We start from the raw sequence: 25,424 nt of genomic DNA, 5'->3' as shown, positions 1-25,424 counted from the left end.
GCCCCTAATTCGTGGCTAAGTGGGAAAGGATGTAAGAATCCCAAAACAACCAGGAGGTTGGCTTAGAAGCAGCCATCCTTTAAAGAAAGCGTAACAGCTCACTGGTCTAAATAAGGGTTCTCGCGCCGAAGATGTAACGGGGCTCAAGCCACGAGCCGAAGCTTTGGGTTTGCCCGCAAGGGCAAGCGGTAGCGGAGCGTTCCGTAATCCGTCGAAGGGATAGCCGTGAGGCGTCCTGGAGGTATCGGAAGTGCGAATGCTGACATGAGTAACGACAAACACTGTGAAAGACAGTGTCGCCGAAAGTCCAAGGGTTCCTGCGTAAAGTTAATCTTCGCAGGGTTAGCCGGCCCCTAAGGCGAGGCCGAAAGGCGTAGTCGATGGGAACCACGTTAATATTCGTGGGCCAGCAGGTGGTGACGCGTTGCGGAAGCTGTTCGAGATTACTGGATTTCTCGGGCAGCCTAGCGGCGCCAGGAAATAGCCCCTGCATGAGACCGTACCCGAAACCGACACAGGTGGACAGGTAGAGTATACCAAGGCGCTTGAGAGAATGACGTTGAAGGAACTCGGCAATCTACCTCCGTAACTTCGGGATAAGGAGGCCTTCCGTTCGCGCAAGCGGGCGGGAGGGGCACAGACCAGGGGGTGGCAACTGTTTAACAAAAACACAGGGCTCTGCGAAATCGCAAGATGACGTATAGGGTCTGACGCCTGCCCGGTGCCGGAAGGTTAAGAGGAGGAGTGCAAGCTCTGAATTGAAGCCCCGGTAAACGGCGGCCGTAAATATAACGGTCCTAAGGTAGCGAAATTCCTTGTCGGGTAAGTTCCGACCTGCACGAATGGCGTAATGACTTCCCCGCTGTCTCCAACGTCAGCTCAGTGAAATTGAATTCCCCGTGAAGATGCGGGGTTCCTGCGGTCAGACGGAAAGACCCCGTGCACCTTTACTGTAACTTTGCATTGGCATTCGTGTCGGCATGTGTAGGATAGGTGGTAGGCTTTGAAGCATGGGCGCCAGCTCGTGTGGAGCCACCCTTGAAATACCACCCTTATCGTCATGGATGTCTAACCGCGCGCCGTCATCCGGCGCCGGGACAATGCATGGTAGGCAGTTTGACTGGGGCGGTCGCCTCCCAAAGAGTAACGGAGGCGCGCGATGGTGGGCTCAGACCGGTCGGAAATCGGTCGTCGAGTGCAATGGCATAAGCCTGCCTGACTGCGAGACAGACAAGTCGAGCAGAGACGAAAGTCGGTCATAGTGATCCGGTGGTCCCTCGTGGAAGGGCCATCGCTCAACGGATAAAAGGTACGCCGGGGATAACAGGCTGATAACCCCCAAGAGTCCATATCGACGGGGTTGTTTGGCACCTCGATGTCGGCTCATCACATCCTGGGGCTGGAGAAGGTCCCAAGGGTTCGGCTGTTCGCCGATTAAAGTGGTACGTGAGCTGGGTTCAGAACGTCGTGAGACAGTTCGGTCCCTATCTGCCGTGGGTGTAGGAGAATTGAGAGGATTTGTCCCTAGTACGAGAGGACCGGGATGAACATACCTCTGGTGGACCTGTTGTGGCGCCAGCCGCAGTGCAGGGTAGCTATGTATGGACGGGATAACCGCTGAATGCATCTAAGCGGGAAACCCACCTCAAAACGAGTTCTCCCTTGAGAGCCGTGGAAGACGACCACGTTGATAGGCCGGGTGTGGAAGTGCGGCAACGCATGGAGCTTACCGGTACTAATAGCTCGATTGGCTTGATCGCTCTCATTTATCGACGCCCATACTCGTGTGGCGCGAATAGAAAGACCTCATTTGCTTCGAAGATGTGTTTCGCCGGCCTGGTGGCCTTCGGCGGAGCGATCAGACCCGATCCCATCCCGAACTCGGCCGTCAAACGCTTCTGCGCCAATGGTACTATGTCTCAAGACCTGGGAGAGTAGGTCGTCGCCAGGCCTGCGAAGCACATCAAATCCTCTTTATCGATTGCCTTCTCAGCAGTGCTGCTTTCGCCGCGCTGCTTTTTTGTCTTCGCGCGTTTCTGTGAGCGCATTTCTCTTGGCGCGGGGTGGAGCAGCCCGGTAGCTCGTCAGGCTCATAACCTGAAGGTCGTCAGTTCAAATCTGGCCCCCGCAACCAATCCAATTCGTGAAACCCCGGCTCTTGCAGCCGGGGTTTTTCTTTTTTGCGCCGGTGGGCTTTTTCCCGCCATCCGCGTCGCGGATCCGTCGCCGCAGAACGCCTCGGAATCAGGGAACGAATGGGCGTCCCAGCGGTTAGGCGCAGGGGCCTGCCGGGTGAGATTCTCCATGTTCTTTCATAGCCTTTATGACCTCGAGCGCATCGCCGTGATCGGCGTCCTCGCTTATATTACGTTGATCGTCATGCTCAGATTCACGGGCAAGCGCACGCTTTCAAAAATGAATGCATTTGATCTGATCGTCACGGTGGCGCTCGGTTCAACCCTGTCGGCAGCCATCCTCAACAATCAGGTGTCGCTTGTCGAATGCGCGCTCGCTTTGGCGCTGCTGTGCGCGCTGCAATATGTCGTGACCTTCACTTCGGTGCGCTCGCAAACATTCGCCAATCTGGTGAAATCGGAGCCGGCGCTGCTTTATTTCGAAGGTAGCTTTCTTCCGGAGGCGTTACGGCGCGAGCGCGTCACCGAAAAGGAAACGCTCGCGGCGATGCGCAGCCAGGGCGTCGCCGATCTCGATCGCGTGAAAGCGGTCGTGCTCGAAACCGACGGCAGTCTCAGCGTCGTGCAGGACAAGGCGGGGGGCTCGACACGCTGCGGGATGTGAGCGGATTTGATGTGAGCGGAATCGCCGAGCGCAAATAGCATTTCTGTTTTAGCGTTTCCCTTGCGGCCTGCGCGTCCTGAGCGATACAGCGAATGCTTCGAATCGCGGGCGCAAGCTTCCAAACTGCTGATGAAGACGGCGGCGCGTTCTTTGTCGCGCGTTTTCCGCTGTGCATCGGCGACACGCTCGCAATTAAAAAGAAGGCGTCATGGCGGAGTGGCTCGACAATCTCATTCCCATCAAGGCGCCGGAACTGACGCACGAACAACTCGCGGGCTGGCGGCCGACGCGCGCCGCAGCCGAGGGGCTCGGCTGTCGCCTTCTCGCCGATCAGCGCATAGAGGCGGCCGGCGGCGTCACCCTGTCGGCCGATGTGTATACGCCGCGGGCTCCGGGGCGTTATCCCGCGATCGTCCAGTTCGCCGCCTATACGCGCGAGCTGCACACCGCCGGGGCGCCTACCGGCAGCAATGAGATCGGTTCTCCGCCCGTCGTCACCGCCCGCGGCTATGTCCAGGTGGTGGTGGAGCGCAGGGGCATGGGCCGCTCAGGCGGGAGGCAAAATGTCTTCCTGTCTCCCGAGGACGTCGACGACCATGAACAGGCGATCGCCTGGGCCGCCGCCCAGCCCTGGTGCGACGGGCGTGTGGCGCTGTTCGGAACGTCTTACTACGGCATGACGCAGCCTCTCGTCGCCATACGCCGCCCGCCGGCGCTGAAGGCCTTTTTCTGCAACGAGATCTGCACGGATTATTTCCGGCATCTCGTGCAGTTCGGCGGCGTCTTCAACCTCTATTTCTGCAATCTCTGGATGGGCGCCAACTTCACGCCGGCGATGTATGGTCTGCGTGCGCCGCCGGTCCTCCGGGCGCTCCTCAGCCATATCTTCAACTCGCCGCTCCAGCGGTTGTGGCGACCTCTGCTGATGAAGCGGATCGACGCCATCTACCGCGCCTTCATGGCGAAAACGCCGGTCGAGCCGGTGCGCGAATGGTACGCGAACTGGATGCTCGACGGAAAATCGCGAGAGACTTGCCTGCTCCAGTCCGGCCCTTCGGGAGATCTCGGCAAGATCGAGATCCCTTTCGTCGTGGTGCAGAATCTCGGCTATTTCAACCTGCACCAGTTCGGGACCTATGATCTGTTCCAGAACGCCGCGACGCCGGCTGACCGCAAATGGATGATCCTCGCGCCGCCGCGCTACGAGCTTCCGGTCTATGCCTGGCAATTGGAAGCGCTCGCCTTCTTCGATCACATTTTCTACGGCGTGGACAATGGCTACGCCAGCCAGCCGGCCGTGCGCTACTGGCTTGAAGGCGAGGCGCGGTACGTCGGCGCCGCCGACTTTCCGGCGCCAGGAACGGCGCAGCGGCGCTTCTATCTCGCCTCGGGCGGCGCGGACGCGGCGCGTCACAAACTGGCGGAGACGCCTGGAGAAGGCGCGAACCGCTGGGCCGCCGTTCCACTGGGCCTGCCGGTGCTCGGCGGGTTCGATGAAGTGGCGAATCAGACGCTCACATTCGAACTGACCGCGGCGCGGCCGATGACGCTCGCCGGCCCCGTATCGCTAGATCTCGTCTTCAGCTCGAATGAGATCGACTCCCATCTCGTGGCGCGGCTCGGCCGCGTCGCCAAGGACGGCGCCTACAGCCTTCTCTCGCTCGGAGCCATGAGTCCGGCGCGGCGGCGGCGCGACCCGGCGCGCGATACGACCTGTGAGATCGTGCATGACACATCCGTGCGCGAGCCCTTAGAGCCGGGTAGGCCGGTGACGCTCTCCTTCAGCCTTACGCCTGGACCGACCCGACTTCAGCCCGGCGACCGGTTGCGACTCGACGTGGCGAGCCGCCTCGATCTGCTGCGGAGCGACGTCAGCCACGGCTATGTGCATTTCGACATGCCGGGGCCGCCCTATTTCGCGCGCAACACATTGCATTACGGGCCGGATACTTATCTTACCGTGTCCGAGGCGCCGGCGGCGTGAGAGCCTGTAACAACGCGAATCTATGAATTCGGCTTCCTCGACAGCAGCCAGAGCGCCGAGATGAAAAATCCCTTCGTAAGCGGGAGCAAGAGCAACACGAGCGCGATCGTCAGCGGCACAACGATCAGCATCTCGACAGCGTAGGAGTAACGTCCGCTGCTCTCCAATATGAAGAGAAGCGGCACGACTGTAATCGTCACGGCGCCGACGGTCAGCCACGCTGGGCCATCATCCGCATCGAGGCCCGCAAAGCTTTCCCGGCAATGCGCGCAAGATTCGCGCGGCTTGAGGTAGCTCGCGAACAGCTTGCCCTCGCCGCAGTTTGGGCATTTTCGCGTCAGTCCGCGAAACAAGGATCTGCCCGGCGATGGATCGCTGTTCATTGACCAAACCGAATGACGGCGATCCCGCGCCGCTGCGCGCTGATCGCATTGCAAGTCCATCCCAAGCGTGGATCTCGCTTCTGATTTAAGGGGATAGGTTTTTATGGCGCCGCAGGCAACCGGGAATGGGAGCGGTGGTTTAGGGACGGCGCAAGACAAGGGACGCGGTCGGCGCTAGGCTCTTTCCGTATTTGTGCGGGGCCGGTCATTCTTGAACGACATTTCACGCACCGCTGAACGGGAGGAGCGCGGCCGCGATCTTTCATCGCGCGTCTTTCCGCTGCGTGCACGAGGATTGGCCGAGGCCTTGCGCACGGCGCTGGAGCAGGAGCGGGCGCTACGCCGTCCGTTTCTCTGGCTGGTCGTCGCGTCAGGCGGCGGCGTCGTGCTCTATTTCTCGGCCGAGCGTGAACCTTCGCTGGCGCTTTGCCTTTGCGCGCTTGCCGCTTTTGCGGTCTTGGCCGCGCTTACGCGCCGCCATGCGCGGGCCCATGCGCTTTTCCTGACGCTCGCTTTCATCGCCCTCGGCTTTGCGTCGGGCGCCTGGCGGACGGCGCGCGTCGCGGCGCCGATCGTTCCACGCGTTGGCATCGGTGAGCTGACCGGCTTCGTCGAGGAAGTGGATCTACGCCGGGCCGGCGCGCGCTTTATCCTGCGCGTCGCAAGCGCCGAAGGCTTTCCGGATGACATCGTTCCCTCCCGCGTGCGACTGACGACGCGCGGCGAGCCGAATTTTTCAGCGGGCGACTTCATCGCCTTCAAGGCGCGGCTGATGCCGCCGGCGCGGGCGGCGCTCCCCGGCGGCTATGATTTCGCGCGGGACGCATTTTTTGCGCGCATCGGCGCGGTCGGCAACGCGCTTGGGCGAATCGAGACCATGTCGCCGCCCGAACCGGCGCCACTCTCGCTGCGTTTTTTCGCGCACGTCGACCATATGCGTAACGCCTTGGCGATGCGCGTCTATCGAATCATCGAAGGCGACGCCGGCGCGATCGCCGCCGCCATGGTGACCGGCAAGCGCGACTTGCTGTCCGAAGACGCCAAGAATCTCATTCGCCGAGCGGGCATATTTCACATCATCACCATTTCCGGCGTTCAGATGACGCTCGTCGCCGGCATCTTCTTCGTCGGGTTTCGGCGCCTGTTGGCGATGTCGCAAACGCTCGCGCTGAATTATCCGATCAAGAAATGGGCGGCGGCGCTCGCGATGCTCGGCGCCATTCTCTACGACATCGGCACGGGCTCTCGCGTCGGCACCGAGCGCGCGCTCGTGATGACTCTCATCATGCTCGCGGCGGTTCTCTTCGATCGACCATCGCTGTCGATGCGCAATCTGGCGCTTGCCGCGCTCTTCATCATCGCCTTCGAGCCGGAGGCGTTGCTCGGCGCAAGCTTTCAGCTCTCTTTCGCGGCGGTGGCGGCCATAATCGCGGTGTACGAATGGCGCGGCGAATATCTCGCGAAGCGCCGCAGCGACGATCGCGCGCCGCGAGGGCGATGGGGAGCGTTTCGTGAAAGCGTCGCCGAGCGCCTGCTGCATGGACCCGGGGCGGCGATCTTCGCAACGCTGTGCGCGACCTCGGCGACCGCTTCATTCATGGCGAATGATTTTCACGAGCTGAGCCCCTATGTGCTGATCGGCAATCCGCTGACGCTGGCGATCATCGAATTTTTCGCCGTTCCCTGCGCGCTCATCGGCGCCGCGCTTTACCCCTTGGGCCTCGACGGCTTCATCTGGCGCTATCTCAAGCTGGGCATCGACCTCGTGACCTATCTCGCCGGGCTGATCGCGAGCGCCCCCGGCGCGAGTCTGCCGGTCAAAGCCTTTGCGCCCTGGGCGATCCTGTTCCTTTCGCTTGCGGTCTTGTCGCTGGTGCTCTGGCGAACTTGGGCGTGGCGCGGGCTCGCCGTTCCTTTCGCCTTGATCGGAATGATGGGCGCGAGGAGCGGCGCGCCCTTCGATCTGGCCGTGCCGGCGACCGGAGAATCGGCGGCGCTGCGCCTGCCGTCCGGACAGCTCGCCGTCTTGGGGCAAAAGCCGAGCGCTTTCGCCGCGGAACAATGGCTGCGGGCGGACGGAGACGCGCGCCCGTCCGCGGACGCCAGGAGCGGCGTCGCCTGCGACGACACGGGGTGCGTGGCGAAGGCCGCCAATGGCCGCTTTGTCGCGCTCGTCTCCGGGCGCGGAGGCTTCTTCGAAGATTGCGCGCGCGCCGCCGTCATCGTGACGCCGCTCTATGCGCCATTGGGCTGTGCGGCGCCGATCGTGATCGATCGCCACAGACTGTCCGAAACAGGGGCAGTGGCTTTGCGGTTCAAGGCGGAGGACGTCGAATGGACGACCGCACGCGCGATCGACGAGGATCGGCCCTGGTCGCCGGCGCCCCGCAATCGCCGCGCATCCGGATTTACCGCGCCGCTGAGCGATGAAGAGCGCAGCGCGGAAGATGCGCGCGCGATGGAGCCGCTGGAGTAGGGCCAGCGATTTTGTTCGTCATTGCGAGGAGCATGACGACGAAGCAATCCAGGGGGCCGCCTCACGATTCTGGATTGCTTCGCTTCGCTCGCAATACGGCATTGCCCCGAAGCTAGTATTTCCGCAGAAGGCTGACGAGCCTGCCCTGAATGCGCACGCGATCGGGGCCGAAGATGCGCGTCTCATAGGCGGGGTTGGCGGCTTCGAGCGCGATCGAGGCGCCGCGCTTGCGCAGGCGCTTCAGCGTCGCTTCCTCGTCGTCGATCAGCGCCACGACGATGTCGCCGGTGTCGGCGCTGTCCTGCTTGCGGATGACGACCGTATCGCCGTCGAGAATTCCGGCTTCGATCATCGAATCGCCGCGCACTTCGAGCGCGAAGTGCTCGCCGCTCGTGAGCAGGTCGGGCGGCAGGCTGATGGTGTGGCTGCGATTCTGGATGGCGGAGATCGGCGTGCCGGCGGCGATGCGTCCCATGACCGGAATGGCGACCTGATGGTCGCTTTCGTCCTCGAAACGTTCGCTGAGCGGCCGGACGCGTCCGAGATTCCCCTCGATGACGGACGGCGAGAACTTGCCGTTGCGCCCGCCGGCGGTGCGCGGCGTGGCCGATTCGGGCAGACGCAGAACTTCGAGCGCGCGGGCGCGATTGGGCAGGCGGCGGATGAAGCCGCGTTCCTCGAGCGCGAGAATCAGCCGATGAATCCCCGACTTCGACCGCAGGTCGAGCGCGTCCTTCATCTCGTCGAAGGATGGCGGCACGCCCGACTCCTTCAGACGTTCATGGATGAAGCGCAATAAATCGTTTTGTTTTTTGGTCAGCATCGCCGCACCGCCCCGCAAGCCGAATCGTTGATTTTGGCTGAGCCGCCGCTTTTGGCTCGATAACCTAAACAAATCATGAACAGAACGATATCGGTTCTTACTGCGTTCCGCAAGGCCTATGTTCACGCTTTGGTTAAACCATCATCGTGACGAACTATGTTCGCCTCGCGTGTCCCGTGCTAGACGGGCCGACCCAAAGCCAAGGAATTCGCGTCGCTCATGTCTCAGGTCGTCACCCGCTTCGCTCCGTCGCCCACCGGCTTTCTGCACATCGGCGGGGCGCGTACGGCGCTGTTCAACTGGCTTTACGCCAAGAAGCACGGCGGCCGGATGATGCTGCGCATCGAAGACACCGACCGCGAGCGCTCCACGCAAGCGGCGATCGGCGCCATCATCGATGGCCTGCAGTGGCTCGGCCTCGAATGGGATGGCGACATCGTCTACCAGTCCGCGCGCGCCGCGCGCCATGCGGAAGTCGCCGAAGAGCTGCTGGCGCAGGGACACGCCTATCGCTGCTACGCCACGGCGCAGGAGCTCGAGGAGATGCGCGAGAAGGCTAAGGCGGAAAAGCGCCCCTGGCGCTACGACGGCCGCTGGCGCGACCGCGATCCCTCCGAGGCGCCCGCCGGCGCGCCCTATGTCGTGCGCATCAAGGCGCCCCAGGACGGCGAGACGATCGTCGATGACGCCGTGCAGGGACGCGTCGTCTTCCAGAACAAGGACCTTGACGATTTCATTCTGCTGCGCTCGGACGGCGCGCCAACCTACATGCTTGCGGTCGTCGTCGACGATCACGACATGGGCGTCACGCAGATCATTCGCGGCGACGATCATCTCACCAATGCAGCGCGACAGACGCACATCTATCAGGCGATGGGTTGGACGCTCCCGGCCTTCGCGCATATTCCGCTGATTCACGGACCGGACGGCGCCAAGCTTTCGAAGCGCCACGGCGCGCTCGGCGTCGACGCCTACCGCGCGATGGGCTACCTGCCGGCCGCGCTGCGCAACTATCTCGTTCGCTTGGGGTGGTCGCAGGGCGACAAGGAGTTCTTCACGACGCCGGAGATGGTCGAGTCGTTCGATCTCGCGCAGGTGCATCGCTCGCCGGCGCGATTCGATTTCGCCAAGCTCGAAAATATGAACGGCCATTATCTGCGCGATAGCGATGATGACGAGCTGTTGGACTTGCTCGTCGCGACGCTTCCCTATCTCGAAGGCGGCGGCGCCATCGCCCAGGCGCTCGACGACGGAACGCGTGCGCAGTTGCGCGCCGCCTTGCCGGGATTGAAGGCGCGCGCGAAGACCTTGAACGAACTTCTTGACGGCGCAGGGTTTCTTTTCGCGCAGCGTCCGCTGTCGCTCGATGCAAAGGCGGCGCAGCTGCTTTCGGCGGAAGCGCGCGCGCGGCTTGCGAAGCTTGTCGAGAAACTTGCAGCGCTTCCGAATTGGACGGCTGCAACGACGGAAGCGGTCGTGCGCGATCTCGCGACAGCGCTTGGCGTCAAACTCGGCGATCTCGCACAGCCTTTGCGCGCCGCGCTCACCGGCCGCGCGACCTCGCCCGGCATTTTCGACGTGCTGGAAATTTTGGGGCGCGAGGAAAGTCTTGCTCGAATTTCCGATCAGGCGGCTATGGCGTAACCCGTATCGCCGCGGCGTTGGCGCGCGTAAAAATCGCTGACGCGATTTTCGGCGCCGCGCCGTTTTCCGCGCCAGTGCGAAACACATCGCCCTTATTCGCGAGGCGTGCGCGAAACGCGTGACGCGCGCTTGACAGCCCTTGCGGTTGATATAGCTTTTTGCACCGCACAACAAACCGAATGCAACGCATCGGCGTGCGCGTGAAAGCGACGACATCGCGAATGCGACGCAATTCATGCATAGCTTTCGCGCGCGTCGCGCCGCGATCCGGCTCGTTGCGAGCGCGGGAGCGGTTGAGAGGGGAACGGGTATGCCGGAGAAGAATGCTATCTTCACTGTCGGCGACGGATCGGTCGATTTGCCGATCAAGGATGGCACGCTGGGGCCATCCGTTGCGGACATCCGCAATCTCTACGCCGAAACCGGCATGTTCACCTTCGATCCGGGATTCACCGCGACCGCGTCATGCGAATCGAAGATCACCTTTATCGACGGCGAAGCCGGCGTTCTGCTTTATCGCGGCTATCCGATTCAACAGCTCGCCGAGCATGGCGACTTTCTCGAAACCTGCTACCTGCTGCTCTATGGAGAATTGCCCTCCGCCGCCGAGAAGGCGAATTTCGATTATCGGATCACGCGCCACACAATGGTGCATGAGCAGATGGCGCGATTCTTCCAGGGGTTCCGCCGTGACGCGCATCCGATGGCGGTGATGGTCGCCTCCGTGGGCGCGCTCTCGGCCTTCTATCACGACTCGACGAACATCGCCGATCCCACCCAGCGCATGGTGGCTTCGACGCGCATGATCGCGAAGATCCCGACGCTCGCGGCGATGGCCTATAAATATTCGATCGGCCAGCCATTCGTTTATCCAAAGAACGATCTCGACTACACGTCGAATTTCCTGCGCATGTGCTTCGCGGTTCCCTGCGAGGAATATAAAGTCAATCCCGTGCTGTCGCGCGCGCTCGACCGCATCTTCATCCTGCACGCCGATCACGAACAGAATGCGTCGACTTCGACCGTTCGACTGTCCGGCTCGTCGGGGGCGAATCCTTTCGCCTGCATCGCGGCGGGCATCGCCTCGCTCTGGGGGCCGGCGCATGGCGGCGCCAACGAAGCGGTGCTGAAAATGCTCGCCGAAATCGGCACGCCGGACCGCATCCCGCAGTTCATCGCGCGCGCCAAGGACAAGAACGATCCGTTCCGTCTCATGGGCTTCGGCCACCGCGTCTATAAGAACTATGATCCGCGCGCCAAGATCATGCAGCGCACGACGCGCGAAGTGTTGAACGAACTGGGCGTCAAGGACGATCTCCTCGACGTCGCGCTGGAGCTCGAGCGCATCGCGCTGCACGACGACTATTTCATCGAGAAACAACTCTATCCCAACATCGACTTCTATTCTGGCATCACGCTCAAGGCGATGAATTTCCCGACGGCGATGTTCACCGTGTTGTTCGCGGTCGCGCGCACCGTCGGCTGGATCGCCCAGTGGAAGGAGATGATCGAGGATCAGGGTTCGCGCATCGGTCGTCCGCGCCAGCTCTATACGGGCGAGAAGCAGCGCGATTACGTGCCGATGTCGAAGCGATGATGATGCGCGCCGGGCTCCGGTCGGCGCATCGGCTTCATTCCCATCTGGCGTAGAATCGTCCTGAACAGTCTTCACCTTGGTTTGCGGCGCGACATGTTCTCACCAGCGTCTCTTGATGGGACGCGACGTGATGCTATAGGTCGGCGGACCCGGAGCGCCCTTGTCGCAATTATCCGATCTGCTGTTCGAAACGCGCATCGCCACCGAGAGCGTCGCCGACTTTCTCGCCGGCGGCCGCCTCCGGCTTGGCGTCACCGGCCTGTCGCGCGCCGGCAAGACGGTCTTCATCACCGCGCTCGTGCACCATTTGACGCGGGCGATATCGGCGCGCCCGGAAAAAGGCGGCGAGAGCAAGACCCAGCTCCCGGTGTTTCGCGCGCTGGCCGAAGGTCGCATCACCTCGGCGCATCTCGATCCGCAGCCAGATTACAGCGTCCCGCGCTTCGCTTACGAGGAGCATCTCGCGGCGCTCACCGGGCTGGACCGGCACTGGCCGCAATCGACGCGGCGGATTTCCGAACTGCGGGTGACGCTGGAATATCGCTCGAAGGGCTGGTCGCTGCGCAAAGGCTTCGGCCAGGGCCCGACGCGTCTCGACATCGACATTGTCGATTATCCTGGCGAATGGCTGCTCGATCTGCCGCTCCTTGGCAAATCCTACGCGCAATGGTCTCAGGAGACGCTCGACGCCGCGAGCGCTTCCGCGCGGGCGATGATCGCCAGCGAGTGGCGGGGCCTCACCGCGCAGACGGACGTCAAAGCGCGCTACGACGAAGAAACCGCGCAGAAGCTGGCGCAGACCTTCACCCAATATCTGCGTCTGGCGCGCTCCGAGCGTTTCGCGCTGTCGAGCCTGCCGCCAGGTCGGTTTCTGATGCCGGGCGATCTCGAAGGGTCGCCGGCGCTGACATTCGCGCCGCTTCCCGTGTCGGAGGGCGAGGAGTTGCCCTATCGCAGCCTTGGGCGCGAAATGGAACGACGATACGAGGCGTACAAGTCGCAGGTCGTGCGGCCGTTCTTTCGGGATCATTTCGCCCGGCTCGATCGTCAGATCGTGCTCGTCGACGCGCTTGCGGCGCTGAATTCCGGCCCTGAGGCGGTGCGCGACCTGGAGACGGCGCTGACCGGCGTCCTCACGGCTTTTCGCACGGGCCGCGCCAATCTGTTCTCCACGATCTTTCGGCCGAAGATCGACCGCATTCTCTTCGCGGCCACAAAGGCCGACCATCTGCATCACACGAGCCATGACCGGCTCGAAGCGATCCTGCGTCACCTGACCGCCCGCGCCATCGAGCGCGCGGAGGGCGTGGGCGCCTCGATCGACGTGATCGCGCTCGCCGCCGTTCGCGCCACCCGCGAAGCGATGGTGCGGCATGAGGGCGATAAGCTCTCGGCTATTGTCGGCACGCCTGTTGCTGGGGAGCGCATTGGCCACGAGACTTTCGACGGCGTGGCGGAAGGCGCCATTTTCCCCGGCGAGTTGCCGGCGGATCCGCGCGACGTGTTTAAAGGCGAGGCGCTGGCCGTTTCCGATGAAGAGGCTGACTTCCGCTTTCTCAAATTCAGGCCGCCGGCCGCGGCGCTGGGCGCCGACCAGAAGCCGCTGCCATTGCCGCATATCAGGCTCGATCGCGCGATGGAGTTTCTTTTCGGCGATCGATTGAAGTAACGCCGCTGTCGGCGGCGAAGCCGCGCTACCTATTGCAGGCAAGCGATTTGCGTGGCTCGCGAAAGCGCAAAGTGAGGAGCTTCATATGGAAGGTCATGTCTATAAGGTCGTCGAACTTGTCGGCTCATCGCCGGACAGCGTCGAGGACGCTGTGGCCGCAGCGCTCAAGCGCGCCGGCGAAACCTTGCGCAACTTGCGTTGGTTCGAAGTCGTCCAGATTCGCGGCAATATCGATAAGGGCGCCGTCAGCGATTATCAGGTCGTGCTGAAGGTCGGGTTCACGCTCGATCGCGAGGACGAGAGCATGGGATAAGCGGAAGCCGCGAGGGCTTCCGCTCTGCCTCGTCAGGACATGAACCGTCCGGCGGTTTCGGGGCTCGGGGGCTGCGCTGAGTTCGACCAGAAGCGCGTGCTTGCATTGAGCATTTGCTGCGCGTCGGAGAACAGGCGGCGCGTGTCCTCCGTCGTCATCTCGATATGTTTGCTGGTCCAATTCTGAAGAACCGACGCGGTCTCCGAGAACGAGCGCGACGCCGTGAGCTTTGAGGCAAGCTCCGCCGTCAAGGCCGCTTCCTGCTGCATGCGCTCCATCAAGACGCGGTTGGCGTCCTGCAGACAGTCCCAGATCTCGGTGCGCGCTTCGCTGAAATCTTCCAGCCGCCGCCGTCCCTCCGCAGCAACTTCCGCCGCCGCTTCGGCGGGCTGCGCGCTTTCGCTGCGCCGCTCTTCCTGCTGGGTCATGTCGCGTCTCTCCCTCGTCCGAAACGCCAGCTCCCCGGGGCCAGTATATCAGGCCACTTGAGGGAATGTCTGTGACGATCGCTCCTCCGCGCAATTGCCGAAGCTTGACGATTTCCAGCGACCCCCGGCGGCTCGACAAAGCGCCGCCTTTCAGTTATGGACCGGGACTCAACTAGAACAGCGTTCCGAAACGCTCGTCGGCCACAAGGCTAAGACGAAACGGCAGGAGTTTTCGTTATGAACATTATCGAGCAGCTCGAGGCGGAACACGCCGCCAAGCTTATCGAGGGCAAGAAAATCCCGGAATTTCGGCCGGGAGATACGGTGATCGTCAACGTCAAGGTGAAGGAAGGCGAGCGCGCGCGCATTCAGGCCTATGAAGGCGTCGTGATCTCCCGCCAGGGCGGCGGGCTGAACGAGAGCTTCACCGTCCGCAAGATTTCCTATGGCGAGGGCGTCGAGCGCGTCTTCCCGATCCATGGGCCGCTGATCGACTCGGTCAAGCTCGTGCGCCGCGGCAAGGTGCGCCGCGCCAAGCTCTATTATTTGCGCGACCGCCGCGGCAAGTCCGCCCGCATCGCCGAGCGCATCGACACCAAGCCGAAGGCGACCGCAGGCAAATAACGAGAGTTCTCGGAGAATGCCGCCGTCCGCAGCCGCCCGGTTTCGGGCGGCTTTTTTTTAGGTCTCCAGCGGCGCGTTCAGAATCCAGCGGTGGCCGAATGGGTCGCGCAAGGAAGCATAGCGCGTCCCCCAGAAAGAATTGGTCGGGGCCGTCTCGACCTTGCCGCCGAGCTTGGTGGCGCGCGCGCAGATGTCGTCGACGTCCTGCGCCTTGTCGTATTCGAGGCTGATGGAGACGGTCACGTGCTCGCCGGGCAGCGGCACGCGGGTCTGGCCAAATTCGGGAAAGATGTCGGCGAGCATCACCGAGCCGCCGTTGATCAGCAATTCGCAGTGGGCGATGCGCAGCCCGTCGACCGACGGCATGAGGGCCCGCTGCTGGGCGCCGAAGGCGCCGGTGTAAAAAGCGATGGCTGCGGCGGCGGGGCTGACGGTCAGATAGGGCGCAACCCTCGGACGTGGCTGTTTCATCAAATTTCCTCCGCCGGGGCATGCAGCGGATCGCCCCAGTCTTTTTTCCTGATCTTTTCGTAGCGCGCCCTGTCGCGCTTGGGAATGAATGTCTCTGCGAATGCTTTATCGGCGCAGAGCCTAAGGGAAATTCCCGCCTTGCTGACGCGGGGCGGGGCGATCACGCGCGCCCAGGGCGGCGTTCCAGCGGACCGTCCCGCCACAAGATAGGCGAACTTCTCGTCCTCGAAGGGCGCGTCGGCGCCTTTGACCAATTTGTGCGCGCGCCGCCGGGGCAGTCGGACCGAGAAATGGCACCAGTCATTAGCCGGCAAAGGGCAGGGCGCTTGGTGCGGACAGGGCGCGAGAATATTCGCGCCGAGCGCGAGCAGCCGGTTGCGGACGATCATGAGCCGGGCATGATCGCGAGGCGTGCCCGGCTCGACGATGACGAGCGCGCCGCTTGTGCGCGACCAAAGCTGATCGACGACGGCGGCGAGGTTGGCTTCGGCGATTTCAGTAAGCGCGTAGCCGACCACGACGAGATCGAACGAGGCGTCTTCGCCCGCCGGCAAAGCGGCCATGTCGGCGTCCATCGCCTCGATGGTCGCGCGAAGTCCACTCTCCTGCGCCAGCGCCGCCGCGAGGTTCAGGAACAGCGCGCTGCGGTCAAGGAGCGTGATCTCGGCGATGTTTGGCCACACGGTCGCAGCGGCGCAGGAGGCCGCGCCAAGGCCGCACCCGACGTCAAGCATCCGCTGCGGGGCGAATTCGGGGCTCTGCTCGTCCAGCCGTCCAAGCGCCGTCACGATGGCGGCGTAGGTCGCGGGCATGCGCGTCGCCGCATAGGCCAGGGCGTCCGTCTCGTCGCGGATCGTTTCGCTGGTCGGCCTATGGGCTCGATAACGTTCCGACAGCAGGCGGGCCCTGTCGCGCAGCATCCCTTGTGCGCGGCCCTCAAGCCTCGCCTCGATGGCCGCCGAAAGCGGCGCAGGAAGCTCTGGCGAGGGCAGGCTCATCGCTTATAGGCTCGGGGAGGGCTGCGTCTTGAACTCTCTTCCATGCAGCTTGCGTTACGGGTAGAAGAGCCTCAATTCAAGGGAGACGAATTAAGAGAGGCCGATCGCAGTCGGCCTCATGCTGAGGAAGAGCGGAGAGCCGTCTCCAAGCACGAGGGCGCCGCCCGTGATTTCCTTTTCCTTCGAGACGCGGCCTGCGGCCGCTCCTCAGGATGAGGAAATCAATCAGCGAGCCGGATCGCGAGAAGCCAGCAAGAGGAAGAGATAAATGTCCAAAGCCGCGCCCCGCACCGTTTACGACAAGATCTGGGACGACCATGTCGTCGACCACAAGGATGATGGCGCGTCGTTGCTCTATATCGATCGCCACCTCGTGCATGAAGTGACGAGCCCGCAGGCTTTCGAAGGCTTGCGCATGACGGGCCGGTCGGTGCGCGCCCCGCAACGGACGCTCGCCGTCGTCGATCACAATGTGCCGACGACCGATCGCTCACTGCCGATTGAAGACGCCGAGAGCAGGGCGCAGGTGGAACAGCTTGCGCTCAACGCGCGCGAGTTCGGCGTCGAATATTACGACGAGCACGACCGGCGCCAAGGCGTCGTGCATATCGTCGGCCCGGAGCAGGGCTTCACTCTCCCCGGCATGACGATCGTCTGCGGCGACAGTCATACCTCGACTCACGGCGCGTTTGGCGCGCTGGCGCATGGCATCGGCACGTCGGAAGTCGAGCATGTGCTCGCAACGCAGACGCTGATCCAGAATAAGGCGGCCAATATGCTGGTGCAGGTCGACGGCAAGCTCGCCGACGGCGCCACCGCGAAAGACATCATCCTCGCGATCATCGGCAAGATCGGCACAGCCGGCGGCACCGGACACGTCATCGAATATGCAGGCGAGGCGATCCGCGATCTCTCGATGGAAGGCCGCATGACGGTCTGCAACATGTCGATCGAAGGGGGCGCGCGCGCCGGGCTCGTCGCGCCGGATGAGAAGACCTTCGCCTATCTGAAGGACCGCCCGAAAGGTCCGAAGGGCGAAGCGTTCGACATGGCCCGAAAATATTGGGAGACGCTGTACACGGACGAGGGCGCGCATTTCGATAAGATCGTCAGGCTCGACGCGAGCAATCTGCCGCCGATCGTGACCTGGGGCACCTCGCCTGAAGACGTCGCGACCATCGACGGATTCGTGCCCACCCCCGACAGCGCGAACACGCCGCAAAAGCGCGCCGCGATCGAACGCGCGCTCGACTATATGGGTCTGAGGGGCGGCGAACGCATCACCGACATCGAGATCGACCGCGTGTTCATCGGCTCCTGCACCAACGGCCGTATCGAAGATCTGCGCGCGGCGGCGAAGATGGTGGAGGGAAAGAGCGTCGCCGATCGCGTCAATGCGTTGGTTGTGCCGGGATCGGGTCTCGTAAAGGCGCAGGCCGAAGCGGAGGGTCTCGACAAGATCTTTACCGCCGCCGGCTTCGAATGGCGGGAGCCGGGCTGCTCCATGTGTTTGGCGATGAATCCCGACCGTTTAGCGCCGGGCGAGCGCTGCGCCTCGACGTCCAATCGCAATTTCGAGGGACGGCAGGGCTTCAAGGGCCGAACCCACCTCGTCTCTCCGGCGATGGCGGCCGCAGCCGCAGTCGCTGGACGCCTGGTTGACGTGCGCAGCTGGCGATAGCGACGAAGGCGCCGGCAACTTGGCTGCTGGCGCCTTTAGCGAAATCCAACTGCGCAAGCAGCGTCAGTCGTTATCGTTGTCGTCAGGAATGTTATTGTCCAGATTCGGGTCGCTACGCCATTCATCGTCGCTCCAGGGACGCGTGTCGCGCCACATGCGATCGCCGCCGCGGCCCCAATAGTCGCCCGGCTCGTCTTTCATGTCCTGATCACGGTCATCAGCAGCTATCTGGATAACACCATGGTCCGCCTGCATGAGGCGCACGAAAGAGAGCGGGCGAGCTGAAACTTCGGACTGCGTGAATCCGAAGGCGCCAAGCGCAAACGCCGCGATCAGCAGTCTATTCATGAGTTCTCCTCCTCATATGCTCCTGCTTGAACATTGCACCGCGCCGAATGTTCCTGCGTAGCGGCGCGGTTTCGCGGCGTTGCCCAGCTGACGATGATCCGCAGCCAGCAAACGGATGCTCAATCGAGGGTTCCGAGGAGGTTGATGGAGCGCGATGCTCGGTGTTCTGCGGCGCTGCAATGTTGGCGCAACAAACGGGCGCCCGCATTGGCGGACGCCCTGAGTCTCAACGGCTTCAGCGTCCCGACGCTATTTGTTAGTCACGGTCGCGCCCGCGGCGGTTATTGTCCCAGTCATGCTTGGGCCCGCCGCGCCACTTGTCGTCGCGCCACGAGCGGTCACGGCCCCAGTAACCACGCCGGTTATTATCCCAGCCGCGATGAAGGCCGCGATTCTCTTTCCAGCCCCAGTCACGATCACGCGCCTTCTGCACGAGCCCGTCAGCGGTCTGGATCATGCCCGGCGCGTGCGAAGCGGCGGGCGCCGACACTGCGGACTGCGCAAAACCAACCGCGCCAAGCGCAAGCGCCGCGATCAACAGCTTATTCATGAGTGAGCTCCTATCATGGTGATCCTGCCTAACACCGCGTGCCGCCGATTGTTCCTGGGCGTTGGGGCATTTAGGCTGCTATAAGTCTGACGATGACTGAACGGGAATGGAGCCGCGTAAGACCGCCGACGCTTGCCGATATCGAAGCGCTCGCGGACGCGGCCTATGCGGCTCTGCCGACAAGCTTCACGCGGCTGTGCGAAGGTCTCGTCATTCGCGTCGAGGATTTTCCCGACGACGAAACGCTCGATGATATGCACTGCGAAAGCGAATTCGATCTTCTGGGTCTCTTTCGCGGGCGCGGCCTCACGCAAGGCGCTCATCTCTCTGAGACCGGCGAGCAGCCGAATATGATCTGGCTCTATCGACGGCCGATACTCGACTATTGGGCCGATAGCGAAGACACGCTTGAAGCGATCGTCACCCATGTGCTCGTGCATGAGATCGGTCATCATTTCGGACTGACCGACGCCGATATGGAGGAAATCGAACGGCGCGCCGAATAGAATTCAGGACGCGTGTTCCGTGAGCAGCGTTCCGATGATGGCGCCGAGCGCCATGTCGTCCTCCTGCCCAAATCCATGATGGCGAATGCGCCCGTCGCGACCGATCAGGATCGCTGTTGGCGTTCCGCGCATTTCATAGCGCGCCATGGTGACCGGAATCGGCCCGCTCTCTGCCGCTTGGTCGACGCCGATCGGAAATGACAGCCGATATTCATGGATGAAGGCTTCGAGCGACACGGGCGTCATCGCCGCGTGATGTTCGAACACCGTGTGCAGTCCGATGACGGCGAGGTCGGAGTCGCGGAACAGCGCATGCGCGCGCTGCGCTTGCGGCGTGCCATGCGCCACGCAACCGGGACACAGCATTTGAAAGGCGTGCAGCATGATCACGCGCCCGCGGAGCGCCGCGAGCGTGATCGGCGTCGGCGTATTGAACCAGCGCGAAACGGCAAGTTCCGGCGCCTGCACGTATCCCTCCATTGCGGGCTCGTTTTTTACCTAGGGCGCATCTCGCGCATGGATAAGAAGATCACGTCAGTCAATCGTCATCCAGATCTATCCCAAATTTCGCTTTGGCGTTCGAAAGCCGACGCGGCAAGGCTTTTTTTCGGTGAAATTTGGCGCGATCGCATGAGCGCGCGCTCCTCAATTCGGCGTCTCTCGGGGTTGGCGAGTTGATGTCAGCCCCGTCCTTCGGGTCAAGCATTTGGCCTGCATGCGCTGAGTCGCCTTGATGGCGAGGTGACGGCGGAGCGTCTTTCATGCTTCGCGCATGTCGGCGCGCGGCTCAGCTTCACTTTGCCAACAACAATTGGGCCGCGCGATCATCCGACGACCGGATAGAGATTCCGTTTGCGCATTGCCGCGACTGCAGCGGCGCATAGATATTTGGTTGCAAGACGCCCGCCCTGGGGTTCTCGACAGAGAGAGATTAGAGCGTTCCTCGATGAGTCCCAAAAGCGTCCTTGGGGTCGCGCTGAGCGCCGTCGCGTTGACGCTCTGCTCATGCGTCCTTCCAGCAATCAGCCAAGAAAGAATGGTCAACGTTTTGGGCTGGGGCGACTATGTCGATCCTCGTGTGCTCAGGGATTTCACCAGGACGACCGGCATCGAGGTGACATACGAAAGCTACAGTTCGGATGAGACTTTAGAAACAACGCTTCAGCCTGGGAAGCACGCTTTTGACGTCGTGATCGTTTCGAGCGGTGTGTTGCGACAGCAAATCGCCAGGGGCCTTTATCAGAAGCTCGACAAGAGCAAGCTTCCAAACGCCGTTAATCTTTGGCCAGAGATTATGGAGCGCCTCGCCACCTATGACCCCGGGAACGAACACGCCGTCAATTATGCGTGGTTTGCGATGGGGATCGCCTACGACGTCGGAAAGGCCAGGGAACTCATGGGCACGGCCCCGCCGTCGGCGGACTTCTCCTTCGACTCATGGGGCCTGCTGTTCAAGCAGAAAAATTTGAAGAAATTGTCGGCATGCGGGGTGGGAATACTGGACAGTCCTGAGGATTTGTCAGCTGCCGCGCTGCAATACCTGTGGTCGAATTGGCGGCTTTCGCCGGGTTTGGATCGACGCACGGACGGCATGCGCGCCGCCGAGCTTTTGACCGCCCTCCGGCGCGACAGTAAACGCCTCGACTCGCGCGACTATGTCAATGCGCTTGTCAACGGCGACGTCTGCGTCGCGGTCGGCTATTCCCTGGATAGCCTGCGCGCCCGCTACACAGCCGGCATGGTGGAAGATTTTGTCGAGATCGACTTTTTTATCCCCCGGGAGGGCGCTCCTATTCGACTCGACAATCTCGTCATACCGACGGACGCTCCACACGTCGATGAAGCATACAAATTCATCAACTTCCTTCTGCAGCCTGAAATCGCGGCCCGCAACACGAATTTCATCGGGGTGGCCAACGGCGTCCTTGCCTCGAAATCCTTGGTCGATGGGACCATCTCGAGAAACAAGTCGATTTACCCGGACGCCGCCATGATGAAGCGTCTGATCGCGCCTCGACTCGATGACGGCGCGCCCACGACCGGACAGACGATCAGTCGCGAAGGAACGCCGAGAGGAAAGGGAGCCACGATGTGGGGACTCGGCCGGCGTGTCTCCAAGCCTGCCAAGTCAGCCACCTTCTAAAAGGCGGCCAAGCCGTCATTCGTCTACTGGTCTCAGTCGGCTGGTTTTTCAGCGCGCTCGGCGGTTGCCGGGACCGATGTCGTGAGACACATCGTTGGACGAAGCTTTTCGATGGTTACGATGGCCTTCTGCGAGGCCAGCATTTTCTCGTTGAGCTCGAAAATCTGCTGTCTTGTGGCGGCGACATCCTTCAAGTCAGCCTCAAGCGTGTCGTTCATCGACTTCAATATGTCCGCCGAGTGGGGCATATCGCCCAGATTCACCTGTTTCAGGTTTTGCTCGATTTTCATGGCGCAGCTGATGCGTCGGTCGTATTCGGTCTTCAAGTCCTTAAATCGAGCTGCGAAAGTGCCCGCCTTTGTCAAATCCGTCGAAAGCGCGTCCGGCCGGATGCGACAAATCGCATCGACGCTGCCGACTCCGGGATATTTAGCCTCGACGATGTGCCCGTACTCGCTGTTGAGCTTTTTGGCTTCATCCAGGAGCGTATTAAGGCTACACACGAATTGGTCGCGCCCGCGATAGCAGCTGTCCAATCTGATCGCGCCCTTGGCGCCTGGCAACGTTAAGCTTGCCGTTCCATTCGAATCCTTTTCGCAGGCGGCCAGCGCCGCCGCCAGGGCCCCGCTGTTGCTCGTGGATGAAGCGTCTTCGGGCGTTTCTTCCTTGGCGTTCTCCCCGGAGGATGGGCGGCGAAGACCGCGATAGCGAGAAGGCTCACGGCGCGCGATCTGTTGCGGCTCATAATATCCCGCTTCCAAAGCCCAAGCGGCGCTTGGCCCGCGTTCGGCGGACGGGGCGATCAGCACAAGCAGAGCGGTTCCCGCCACGAGCTGCGCCGCCTCAAGAGTTTTTCTGTTCAGAATGGCCATCACCGGGCCCTCTCGGATTTTCAATGCCCGACGAACTCAGGCTCGATACTGCAAACATCGTCTTGCTCCAGCAAATGGCAACTCATGACGCTTGCACGAACCGATTGAATTCGCCGTCGAAGGACTTCTTTTTTCGCTGTCGACAACCAAATCCCGCAAACAGTTATCGCCGCCATCTCCTGGGGGACGAAAGCGCGGGGGGCTCGTTGAAAGCCCGAGGGCGGCTCCATTTGCTTGGGACGGGCGCGACGCCACGCCGCCGGGCAGGCGCTCGCCTTTAAAAAAATGAAGTTTTGGAAGCGGCTCTGCTGTCCGCCGGAAGCCGAAGCCGGGCGCCAAGCCTGCGCATCAGGACCAAGCGCTGCGGATGCGCAGGGCAGAGCCTAGGGCGGGGACGCCATTCGCGTCATGCCGCGCCTAACGGCGAGGCGGATTTCCTGCGTCGAACTGGCGGAGCTGAGAACCCCGCCGCCCGATTCAAAAGTGATGGTGATGATGATGGTTAAGATTATGATGATGGTGGTGATGATGATGGACGACACCAGCCGATCTCGCCATCGCGGGAGCCGGGGAAGGGGTGACAGGCATAGAAGTAGTCTTTCCCGTCACGTTGTTGAGCACGTTCGTAACTGCCAGTCCCGCCTCGGCCCCCACGCGATTCACTCCAGAGGCAAGCTCTGAAATAGGATTTTGGGCTCTCGCTGCTTGAGCAGTGAGGGCAAAGCCGACCATCAGGCCAAATACCAACCCAGCGTTCTTAAAGCACGCCATGCGAACCTCCCTGTTTCTCTCTGCAAAAGGGTCCTTATCAATAGTTGGCGGCCGCGGCCGAGCCAATGCCTTGCGCCGGCGACGACCGAGTTTTTTAGCGAGCCGCTGGCCGAGCGCATTTCACCGAACCGGTTGGCCCACCTCGGCGGAGCGTAGCGCAGATTATTCGCGCCTAACCCACAATTTTCAGGGGCGAAACAAAGGCTGGCGGTGGTCTGCGGAAGGTCTTCTGGCTCCCCGAGTAGGACTCGAACCTACGACCTAGCGATTAACAGTCGCGTGCCGGCCCGCAACGCCTCAAGACGCTCCCGGACATAGCCAAAAAAATAAGCTCATGAAAATAAGTGGAAATCTAAGTTTGACGAGCACTGTCTTAGACATGCGTTGACAGGGTCAGACGCGATCCGCATGATACCCCAGAAATACCCCAGGGGACGTCATGCCTAAGCTGACCGTGAAATACATCGAAGGGGTTCTGAAGCGGATCAGGGCAGGCGAAGACGTCAAGGAATGGCACTCGGACGGTGACGGGCTCTATCTGCGGACTAGACCGCGCACGGGCTATGCGTCCTTCGAGGGGCGGCGTCGCCCATATCCGCCATACCTTATTGGGCCGCTTGCCCTCGGGTTGCCAGCGGCGCGTGAACTCTGGCGCGAAGCGCTCGTAAAGATGGCGCGCGGCGAGGATCCATCCGCGGCGAAGAAAGCGGCGCGAGCGGCGGCCATGGCCGGCCCGTCGCACACAACGGTCGAGGCAGCCCTCAAGCTTTACGAGGCGCGACATTTGCAGCCGAATCTTCGCAGCGGCGAGGCGCAGGCGCGCGTGCTCCGCAAAGAAACCGCCGCTTGGGCTTCGCGCGATATCAAGTCAATCGGCGCCGAGGATAATCAACAACTGATCGACGCCGTTATCGATAGAGGCGCCCCAGGGCAGGCGGAGCATCTCTACTCATATCTGAGCAGGTTTTACGGATTTTGCATCAATCGCAGGCTAATTCGGGAAAACCCTCTCGCCGGGATCGACAAGCCGACCAAGGGAAAAGCGCGTGATCGCGTGCTTTCAGATGCAGAGCTGGCGCTCGTCTGGCGCGCCAGCGACCGGCTCGGATATCCATTCGCACAAATCTTCCAGTTGCTGATCTTAACCGGGCAGAGAAAAAGCGAAATCGCCGACGCGCCCTGGAGCGAAATCGATCTCAATGCGCGCGCATGGCGCCTGCCGGCCGAGCGCGTAAAGAACAAGCGGCCTCACATCATACCCCTATCAGCGCAGGCCTTGGCGGTTATCGGCGAGATCCCGCGCATCGACGAGTCGTTGCTCGTCTTCACGACAACAAAGACAACGCCCGCCAGCGGCTTTTCACGGGCAAAGCGGAGCCTTGATGCTGCCATCGCCTCGGAAAATGGCGGCGAGCCAATCCCGCCGTGGACAATCCACGACATTAGGAGGTCCGTCGCCTCGGGGATGGCCCGGTGCGGCGTCGATCTGCACGTCGTGGAGCGGACGCTAAATCACGTCTCCGGCTCTTTCGGCGGTGTGGTGGGCGTCTATCAGCACCACAAATTCGAGAGAGAAGTCCGGCTTGCTCTCGATCGATGGGGTGCGCACGTGGAAAGCATCGTCACCGGACGGCCAATAAGAAACGTGGTCGAACTCCCCAGGGTTACCGCTTGATGGTGACCAAGCCAACAGGTCGACCGCGCGGGCGGCCGAGAAAAGAACAACCCTCGCTTTCCAAAGGTCCTCGCGGCGCCCCCAAGAAACCGCTGGCAAAGGACCCAGACAGGTATTTTCTCGCTCTCGCGCAGGCGCACGTTGATTGCGGCGCGCTCAGCGGCATAAGCGAGCGCCGTGTGTTCGAGGCGTTTTGCGGGCTGCGTTATGGTGTTCCGCTAGGCACCATCGAAAATATCGCGACGATGCGGCAAGGCGGGCCATTTCTTGTCGTCACCGATAAACAACGCGGTTCGCCAGGCCCTGAATGGCACCAAAAGAATACTTTCCGCGCGCGCGCCGACTCGCTCCGCAAGAAGCTCGCGCGGATGCGAAAGGATCCCCAGCGCGATCCGGATGCCCGATGGCTCGCCGCAATGAGTAGTAGCTGGTTCATCTGCTTGCAGGGCTTCGCGCAGTCCATTGGGTTTGCAGAGTTTCTTGCCGAGTCGGTAGGCGAACAGGAATATTTTAAGCGGATCATGCGGCCTACGCTCCTAGACCGCTCTGCACAACGGGCCGCAGGCGCAACACGGGCCCAAATTCGTTGGCCCGATTTTTTACCGATTTTATTTCCCAGGACGTGAACGCCAGTCTCGCGAAGACTGCACCTGTCACCCATTGACAAGT

23 protein-coding genes, 1 tRNA gene and 2 rRNA genes (1 of these 26 running past the window's edge) are annotated in these 25,424 nt (G+C 61.9%); 16 read left to right on the top strand and 10 right to left on the bottom strand.

The window, feature by feature from the left end; genetic code table 11:
* From IYX23_RS05790 to IYX23_RS05770, 5 genes are all read left to right on the top strand, one after another.
* Positions 1-1,760, top strand: a 23S ribosomal RNA gene (locus IYX23_RS05790) (it extends 1,062 nt beyond the left edge of the window).
* Between the two features lie 75 nt (positions 1,761-1,835).
* A 5S ribosomal RNA gene (gene rrf, locus IYX23_RS05785) occupies positions 1,836-1,951 on the top strand.
* A 106-nt stretch (positions 1,952-2,057) separates the two neighbouring features.
* A tRNA-Met gene (locus IYX23_RS05780) sits at positions 2,058-2,134 on the top strand.
* 170 nt (positions 2,135-2,304) lie between these two features.
* Positions 2,305-2,799, top strand: a complete 495-nt coding sequence (locus IYX23_RS05775) for a YetF domain-containing protein (RefSeq protein WP_196392138.1) — start codon at positions 2,305-2,307, stop codon at positions 2,797-2,799.
* A 208-nt stretch (positions 2,800-3,007) separates the two neighbouring features.
* Complete coding sequence (locus tag IYX23_RS05770) at positions 3,008-4,783, top strand: CocE/NonD family hydrolase (RefSeq protein ID WP_196392139.1); 1,776 nt, start codon at positions 3,008-3,010, stop codon at positions 4,781-4,783.
* Between the two features lie 20 nt (positions 4,784-4,803).
* On the opposite strand, the gene IYX23_RS05765 is transcribed toward IYX23_RS05770, so the two are convergent.
* Complete coding sequence (locus IYX23_RS05765; RefSeq protein WP_018408133.1) at positions 4,804-5,166, bottom strand: DUF983 domain-containing protein; 363 nt, start codon at positions 5,164-5,166, stop codon at positions 4,804-4,806.
* A gap of 211 nt (positions 5,167-5,377) precedes the next feature.
* Here IYX23_RS05765 and IYX23_RS05760 point away from each other — a divergent pair, with 211 nt between their 5' ends.
* On the top strand, positions 5,378-7,642 hold the full coding sequence (locus IYX23_RS05760) for a ComEC/Rec2 family competence protein (protein WP_196392140.1): 2,265 nt from the start codon (positions 5,378-5,380) through the stop codon (positions 7,640-7,642).
* Positions 7,643-7,754: 112 nt separating this feature from the next.
* Here the strand turns inward: IYX23_RS05760 and lexA are convergent, their stop codons facing one another.
* On the bottom strand, positions 7,755-8,465 hold the full coding sequence (lexA, locus tag IYX23_RS05755) for a transcriptional repressor LexA (protein WP_196392141.1): 711 nt from the start codon (positions 8,463-8,465) through the stop codon (positions 7,755-7,757).
* 219 nt (positions 8,466-8,684) lie between these two features.
* On the opposite strand from lexA, the gene gltX reads away from it, so the two are divergent.
* The 4 genes from gltX (at position 8,685) to IYX23_RS05735 (ending at position 13,688) form a co-directional block, all read left to right on the top strand.
* Positions 8,685-10,109 (top strand): glutamate--tRNA ligase, encoded by a 1,425-nt coding sequence (gene gltX / locus IYX23_RS05750; RefSeq protein ID WP_196392142.1) that lies wholly within the window; start codon positions 8,685-8,687, stop codon positions 10,107-10,109.
* A 310-nt stretch (positions 10,110-10,419) separates the two neighbouring features.
* A complete protein-coding gene (locus IYX23_RS05745) occupies positions 10,420-11,706 on the top strand; it encodes a citrate synthase (RefSeq protein ID WP_014889522.1) in 1,287 nt (428 codons plus the stop codon).
* A gap of 160 nt (positions 11,707-11,866) precedes the next feature.
* Positions 11,867-13,375 (top strand): YcjX family protein, encoded by a 1,509-nt coding sequence (locus tag IYX23_RS05740; protein ID WP_196392143.1) that lies wholly within the window; start codon positions 11,867-11,869, stop codon positions 13,373-13,375.
* A gap of 85 nt (positions 13,376-13,460) precedes the next feature.
* Positions 13,461-13,688, top strand: a complete 228-nt coding sequence (locus IYX23_RS05735; RefSeq protein ID WP_196392144.1) for a dodecin — start codon at positions 13,461-13,463, stop codon at positions 13,686-13,688.
* A 32-nt stretch (positions 13,689-13,720) separates the two neighbouring features.
* Here IYX23_RS05735 and IYX23_RS05730 read toward each other — a convergent pair whose 3' ends face one another.
* The gene (locus tag IYX23_RS05730; RefSeq protein WP_196392145.1) at positions 13,721-14,116 is read right to left on the bottom strand and encodes a hypothetical protein; all 396 of its coding nucleotides are present in this window, start codon (positions 14,114-14,116) and stop codon (positions 13,721-13,723) included.
* Positions 14,117-14,353: 237 nt separating this feature from the next.
* Here IYX23_RS05730 and rplS point away from each other — a divergent pair, with 237 nt between their 5' ends.
* Positions 14,354-14,740: a 50S ribosomal protein L19 gene (gene rplS / locus IYX23_RS05725; RefSeq protein ID WP_196392146.1), complete on the top strand. Its 387-nt coding sequence runs from the start codon at positions 14,354-14,356 to the stop codon at positions 14,738-14,740.
* 57 nt (positions 14,741-14,797) lie between these two features.
* Here rplS and IYX23_RS05720 read toward each other — a convergent pair whose 3' ends face one another.
* Positions 14,798-15,211: a VOC family protein gene (locus IYX23_RS05720; protein ID WP_018408142.1), complete on the bottom strand. Its 414-nt coding sequence runs from the start codon at positions 15,209-15,211 to the stop codon at positions 14,798-14,800.
* On the bottom strand, positions 15,211-16,209 hold the full coding sequence (locus tag IYX23_RS05715) for a small ribosomal subunit Rsm22 family protein (RefSeq protein WP_196392147.1): 999 nt from the start codon (positions 16,207-16,209) through the stop codon (positions 15,211-15,213). Before IYX23_RS05715 ends, IYX23_RS05720 begins: the two co-directional genes overlap by 1 nt.
* 268 nt (positions 16,210-16,477) lie before the next feature.
* Here IYX23_RS05715 and leuC point away from each other — a divergent pair, with 268 nt between their 5' ends.
* Complete coding sequence (gene leuC / locus IYX23_RS05710; protein ID WP_196392148.1) at positions 16,478-17,890, top strand: 3-isopropylmalate dehydratase large subunit; 1,413 nt, start codon at positions 16,478-16,480, stop codon at positions 17,888-17,890.
* 63 nt (positions 17,891-17,953) lie between these two features.
* Here the strand turns inward: leuC and IYX23_RS05705 are convergent, their stop codons facing one another.
* On the bottom strand, positions 17,954-18,238 hold the full coding sequence (locus IYX23_RS05705; protein ID WP_196392149.1) for a hypothetical protein: 285 nt from the start codon (positions 18,236-18,238) through the stop codon (positions 17,954-17,956).
* Between the two features lie 256 nt (positions 18,239-18,494).
* Entirely contained in the window at positions 18,495-18,788 is a 294-nt protein-coding gene (locus tag IYX23_RS05700) for a hypothetical protein (protein WP_196392150.1), read from the bottom strand.
* A gap of 92 nt (positions 18,789-18,880) precedes the next feature.
* Between IYX23_RS05700 and IYX23_RS05695 the strand changes: the two genes are divergently transcribed.
* A complete protein-coding gene (locus tag IYX23_RS05695; protein WP_196392151.1) occupies positions 18,881-19,294 on the top strand; it encodes a metallopeptidase family protein in 414 nt (137 codons plus the stop codon).
* A 3-nt stretch (positions 19,295-19,297) separates the two neighbouring features.
* Here the strand turns inward: IYX23_RS05695 and IYX23_RS05690 are convergent, their stop codons facing one another.
* Positions 19,298-19,774 carry a redoxin domain-containing protein gene (locus IYX23_RS05690; RefSeq protein ID WP_196392152.1) on the bottom strand — a complete coding sequence of 159 codons (477 nt, stop codon included), beginning with the start codon at positions 19,772-19,774 and terminating at the stop codon, positions 19,298-19,300.
* Positions 19,775-20,330: 556 nt separating this feature from the next.
* Here IYX23_RS05690 and IYX23_RS05685 point away from each other — a divergent pair.
* Positions 20,331-21,437: an extracellular solute-binding protein gene (locus tag IYX23_RS05685; protein WP_246716514.1), complete on the top strand. Its 1,107-nt coding sequence runs from the start codon at positions 20,331-20,333 to the stop codon at positions 21,435-21,437.
* A gap of 32 nt (positions 21,438-21,469) precedes the next feature.
* Here IYX23_RS05685 and IYX23_RS05680 read toward each other — a convergent pair whose 3' ends face one another.
* Together IYX23_RS05680 and IYX23_RS05675 are read right to left on the bottom strand one after the other, a co-directional pair.
* A complete protein-coding gene (locus IYX23_RS05680) occupies positions 21,470-22,198 on the bottom strand; it encodes a hypothetical protein (RefSeq protein WP_246716512.1) in 729 nt (242 codons plus the stop codon).
* A gap of 588 nt (positions 22,199-22,786) precedes the next feature.
* Positions 22,787-23,080, bottom strand: a complete 294-nt coding sequence (locus tag IYX23_RS05675) for a hypothetical protein (protein ID WP_196392155.1) — start codon at positions 23,078-23,080, stop codon at positions 22,787-22,789.
* Between the two features lie 439 nt (positions 23,081-23,519).
* Here IYX23_RS05675 and IYX23_RS05670 point away from each other — a divergent pair, with 439 nt between their 5' ends.
* Entirely contained in the window at positions 23,520-24,755 is a 1,236-nt protein-coding gene (locus IYX23_RS05670) for a site-specific integrase (protein WP_196392156.1), read from the top strand.
* Positions 24,752-25,381, top strand: a complete 630-nt coding sequence (locus tag IYX23_RS05665; protein WP_210332543.1) for a hypothetical protein — start codon at positions 24,752-24,754, stop codon at positions 25,379-25,381. The genes IYX23_RS05670 and IYX23_RS05665 overlap by 4 nt, the downstream gene beginning before the upstream one ends.
* Positions 25,382-25,424: the final 43 nt, after the last annotated feature.

This window comes from Methylocystis sp. L43, assembly GCF_015709525.1.
GTDB lineage: Bacteria > Pseudomonadota > Alphaproteobacteria > Rhizobiales > Beijerinckiaceae > Methylocystis.
This window is presented reverse-complemented; position numbering and strand designations above follow the sequence as displayed.

What these genes read in the sequence shown, in the direction of transcription:
- IYX23_RS05775 (WP_196392138.1), top strand. Translation starts at nt 2,305, where the DNA reads ATGTTCTTTCATAGCCTTTATGACCTCGAGCGCATCGCCGTGATCGGC.
- leuC (WP_196392148.1), top strand. Translation starts at nt 16,478, where the DNA reads ATGTCCAAAGCCGCGCCCCGCACCGTTTACGACAAGATCTGGGACGAC.
- IYX23_RS05700 (WP_196392150.1), bottom strand. Translation starts at nt 18,788, where the DNA reads ATGAATAAGCTGTTGATCGCGGCGCTTGCGCTTGGCGCGGTTGGTTTT.
- rplS (WP_196392146.1), top strand. Translation starts at nt 14,354, where the DNA reads ATGAACATTATCGAGCAGCTCGAGGCGGAACACGCCGCCAAGCTTATC.
- gltX (WP_196392142.1), top strand. Translation starts at nt 8,685, where the DNA reads ATGTCTCAGGTCGTCACCCGCTTCGCTCCGTCGCCCACCGGCTTTCTG.
- IYX23_RS05670 (WP_196392156.1), top strand. Translation starts at nt 23,520, where the DNA reads ATGCCTAAGCTGACCGTGAAATACATCGAAGGGGTTCTGAAGCGGATC.
- IYX23_RS05695 (WP_196392151.1), top strand. Translation starts at nt 18,881, where the DNA reads ATGACTGAACGGGAATGGAGCCGCGTAAGACCGCCGACGCTTGCCGAT.
- IYX23_RS05770 (WP_196392139.1), top strand. Translation starts at nt 3,008, where the DNA reads ATGGCGGAGTGGCTCGACAATCTCATTCCCATCAAGGCGCCGGAACTG.
- IYX23_RS05705 (WP_196392149.1), bottom strand. Translation starts at nt 18,238, where the DNA reads ATGAATAGACTGCTGATCGCGGCGTTTGCGCTTGGCGCCTTCGGATTC.
- IYX23_RS05745 (WP_014889522.1), top strand. Translation starts at nt 10,420, where the DNA reads ATGCCGGAGAAGAATGCTATCTTCACTGTCGGCGACGGATCGGTCGAT.
- IYX23_RS05690 (WP_196392152.1), bottom strand. Translation starts at nt 19,774, where the DNA reads ATGGAGGGATACGTGCAGGCGCCGGAACTTGCCGTTTCGCGCTGGTTC.
- lexA (WP_196392141.1), bottom strand. Translation starts at nt 8,465, where the DNA reads ATGCTGACCAAAAAACAAAACGATTTATTGCGCTTCATCCATGAACGT.
- IYX23_RS05765 (WP_018408133.1), bottom strand. Translation starts at nt 5,166, where the DNA reads ATGAACAGCGATCCATCGCCGGGCAGATCCTTGTTTCGCGGACTGACG.
- IYX23_RS05685 (WP_246716514.1), top strand. Translation starts at nt 20,331, where the DNA reads ATGGTCAACGTTTTGGGCTGGGGCGACTATGTCGATCCTCGTGTGCTC.
- IYX23_RS05675 (WP_196392155.1), bottom strand. Translation starts at nt 23,080, where the DNA reads ATGGCGTGCTTTAAGAACGCTGGGTTGGTATTTGGCCTGATGGTCGGC.
- IYX23_RS05720 (WP_018408142.1), bottom strand. Translation starts at nt 15,211, where the DNA reads ATGAAACAGCCACGTCCGAGGGTTGCGCCCTATCTGACCGTCAGCCCC.
- IYX23_RS05735 (WP_196392144.1), top strand. Translation starts at nt 13,461, where the DNA reads ATGGAAGGTCATGTCTATAAGGTCGTCGAACTTGTCGGCTCATCGCCG.
- IYX23_RS05730 (WP_196392145.1), bottom strand. Translation starts at nt 14,116, where the DNA reads ATGACCCAGCAGGAAGAGCGGCGCAGCGAAAGCGCGCAGCCCGCCGAA.
- IYX23_RS05715 (WP_196392147.1), bottom strand. Translation starts at nt 16,209, where the DNA reads ATGAGCCTGCCCTCGCCAGAGCTTCCTGCGCCGCTTTCGGCGGCCATC.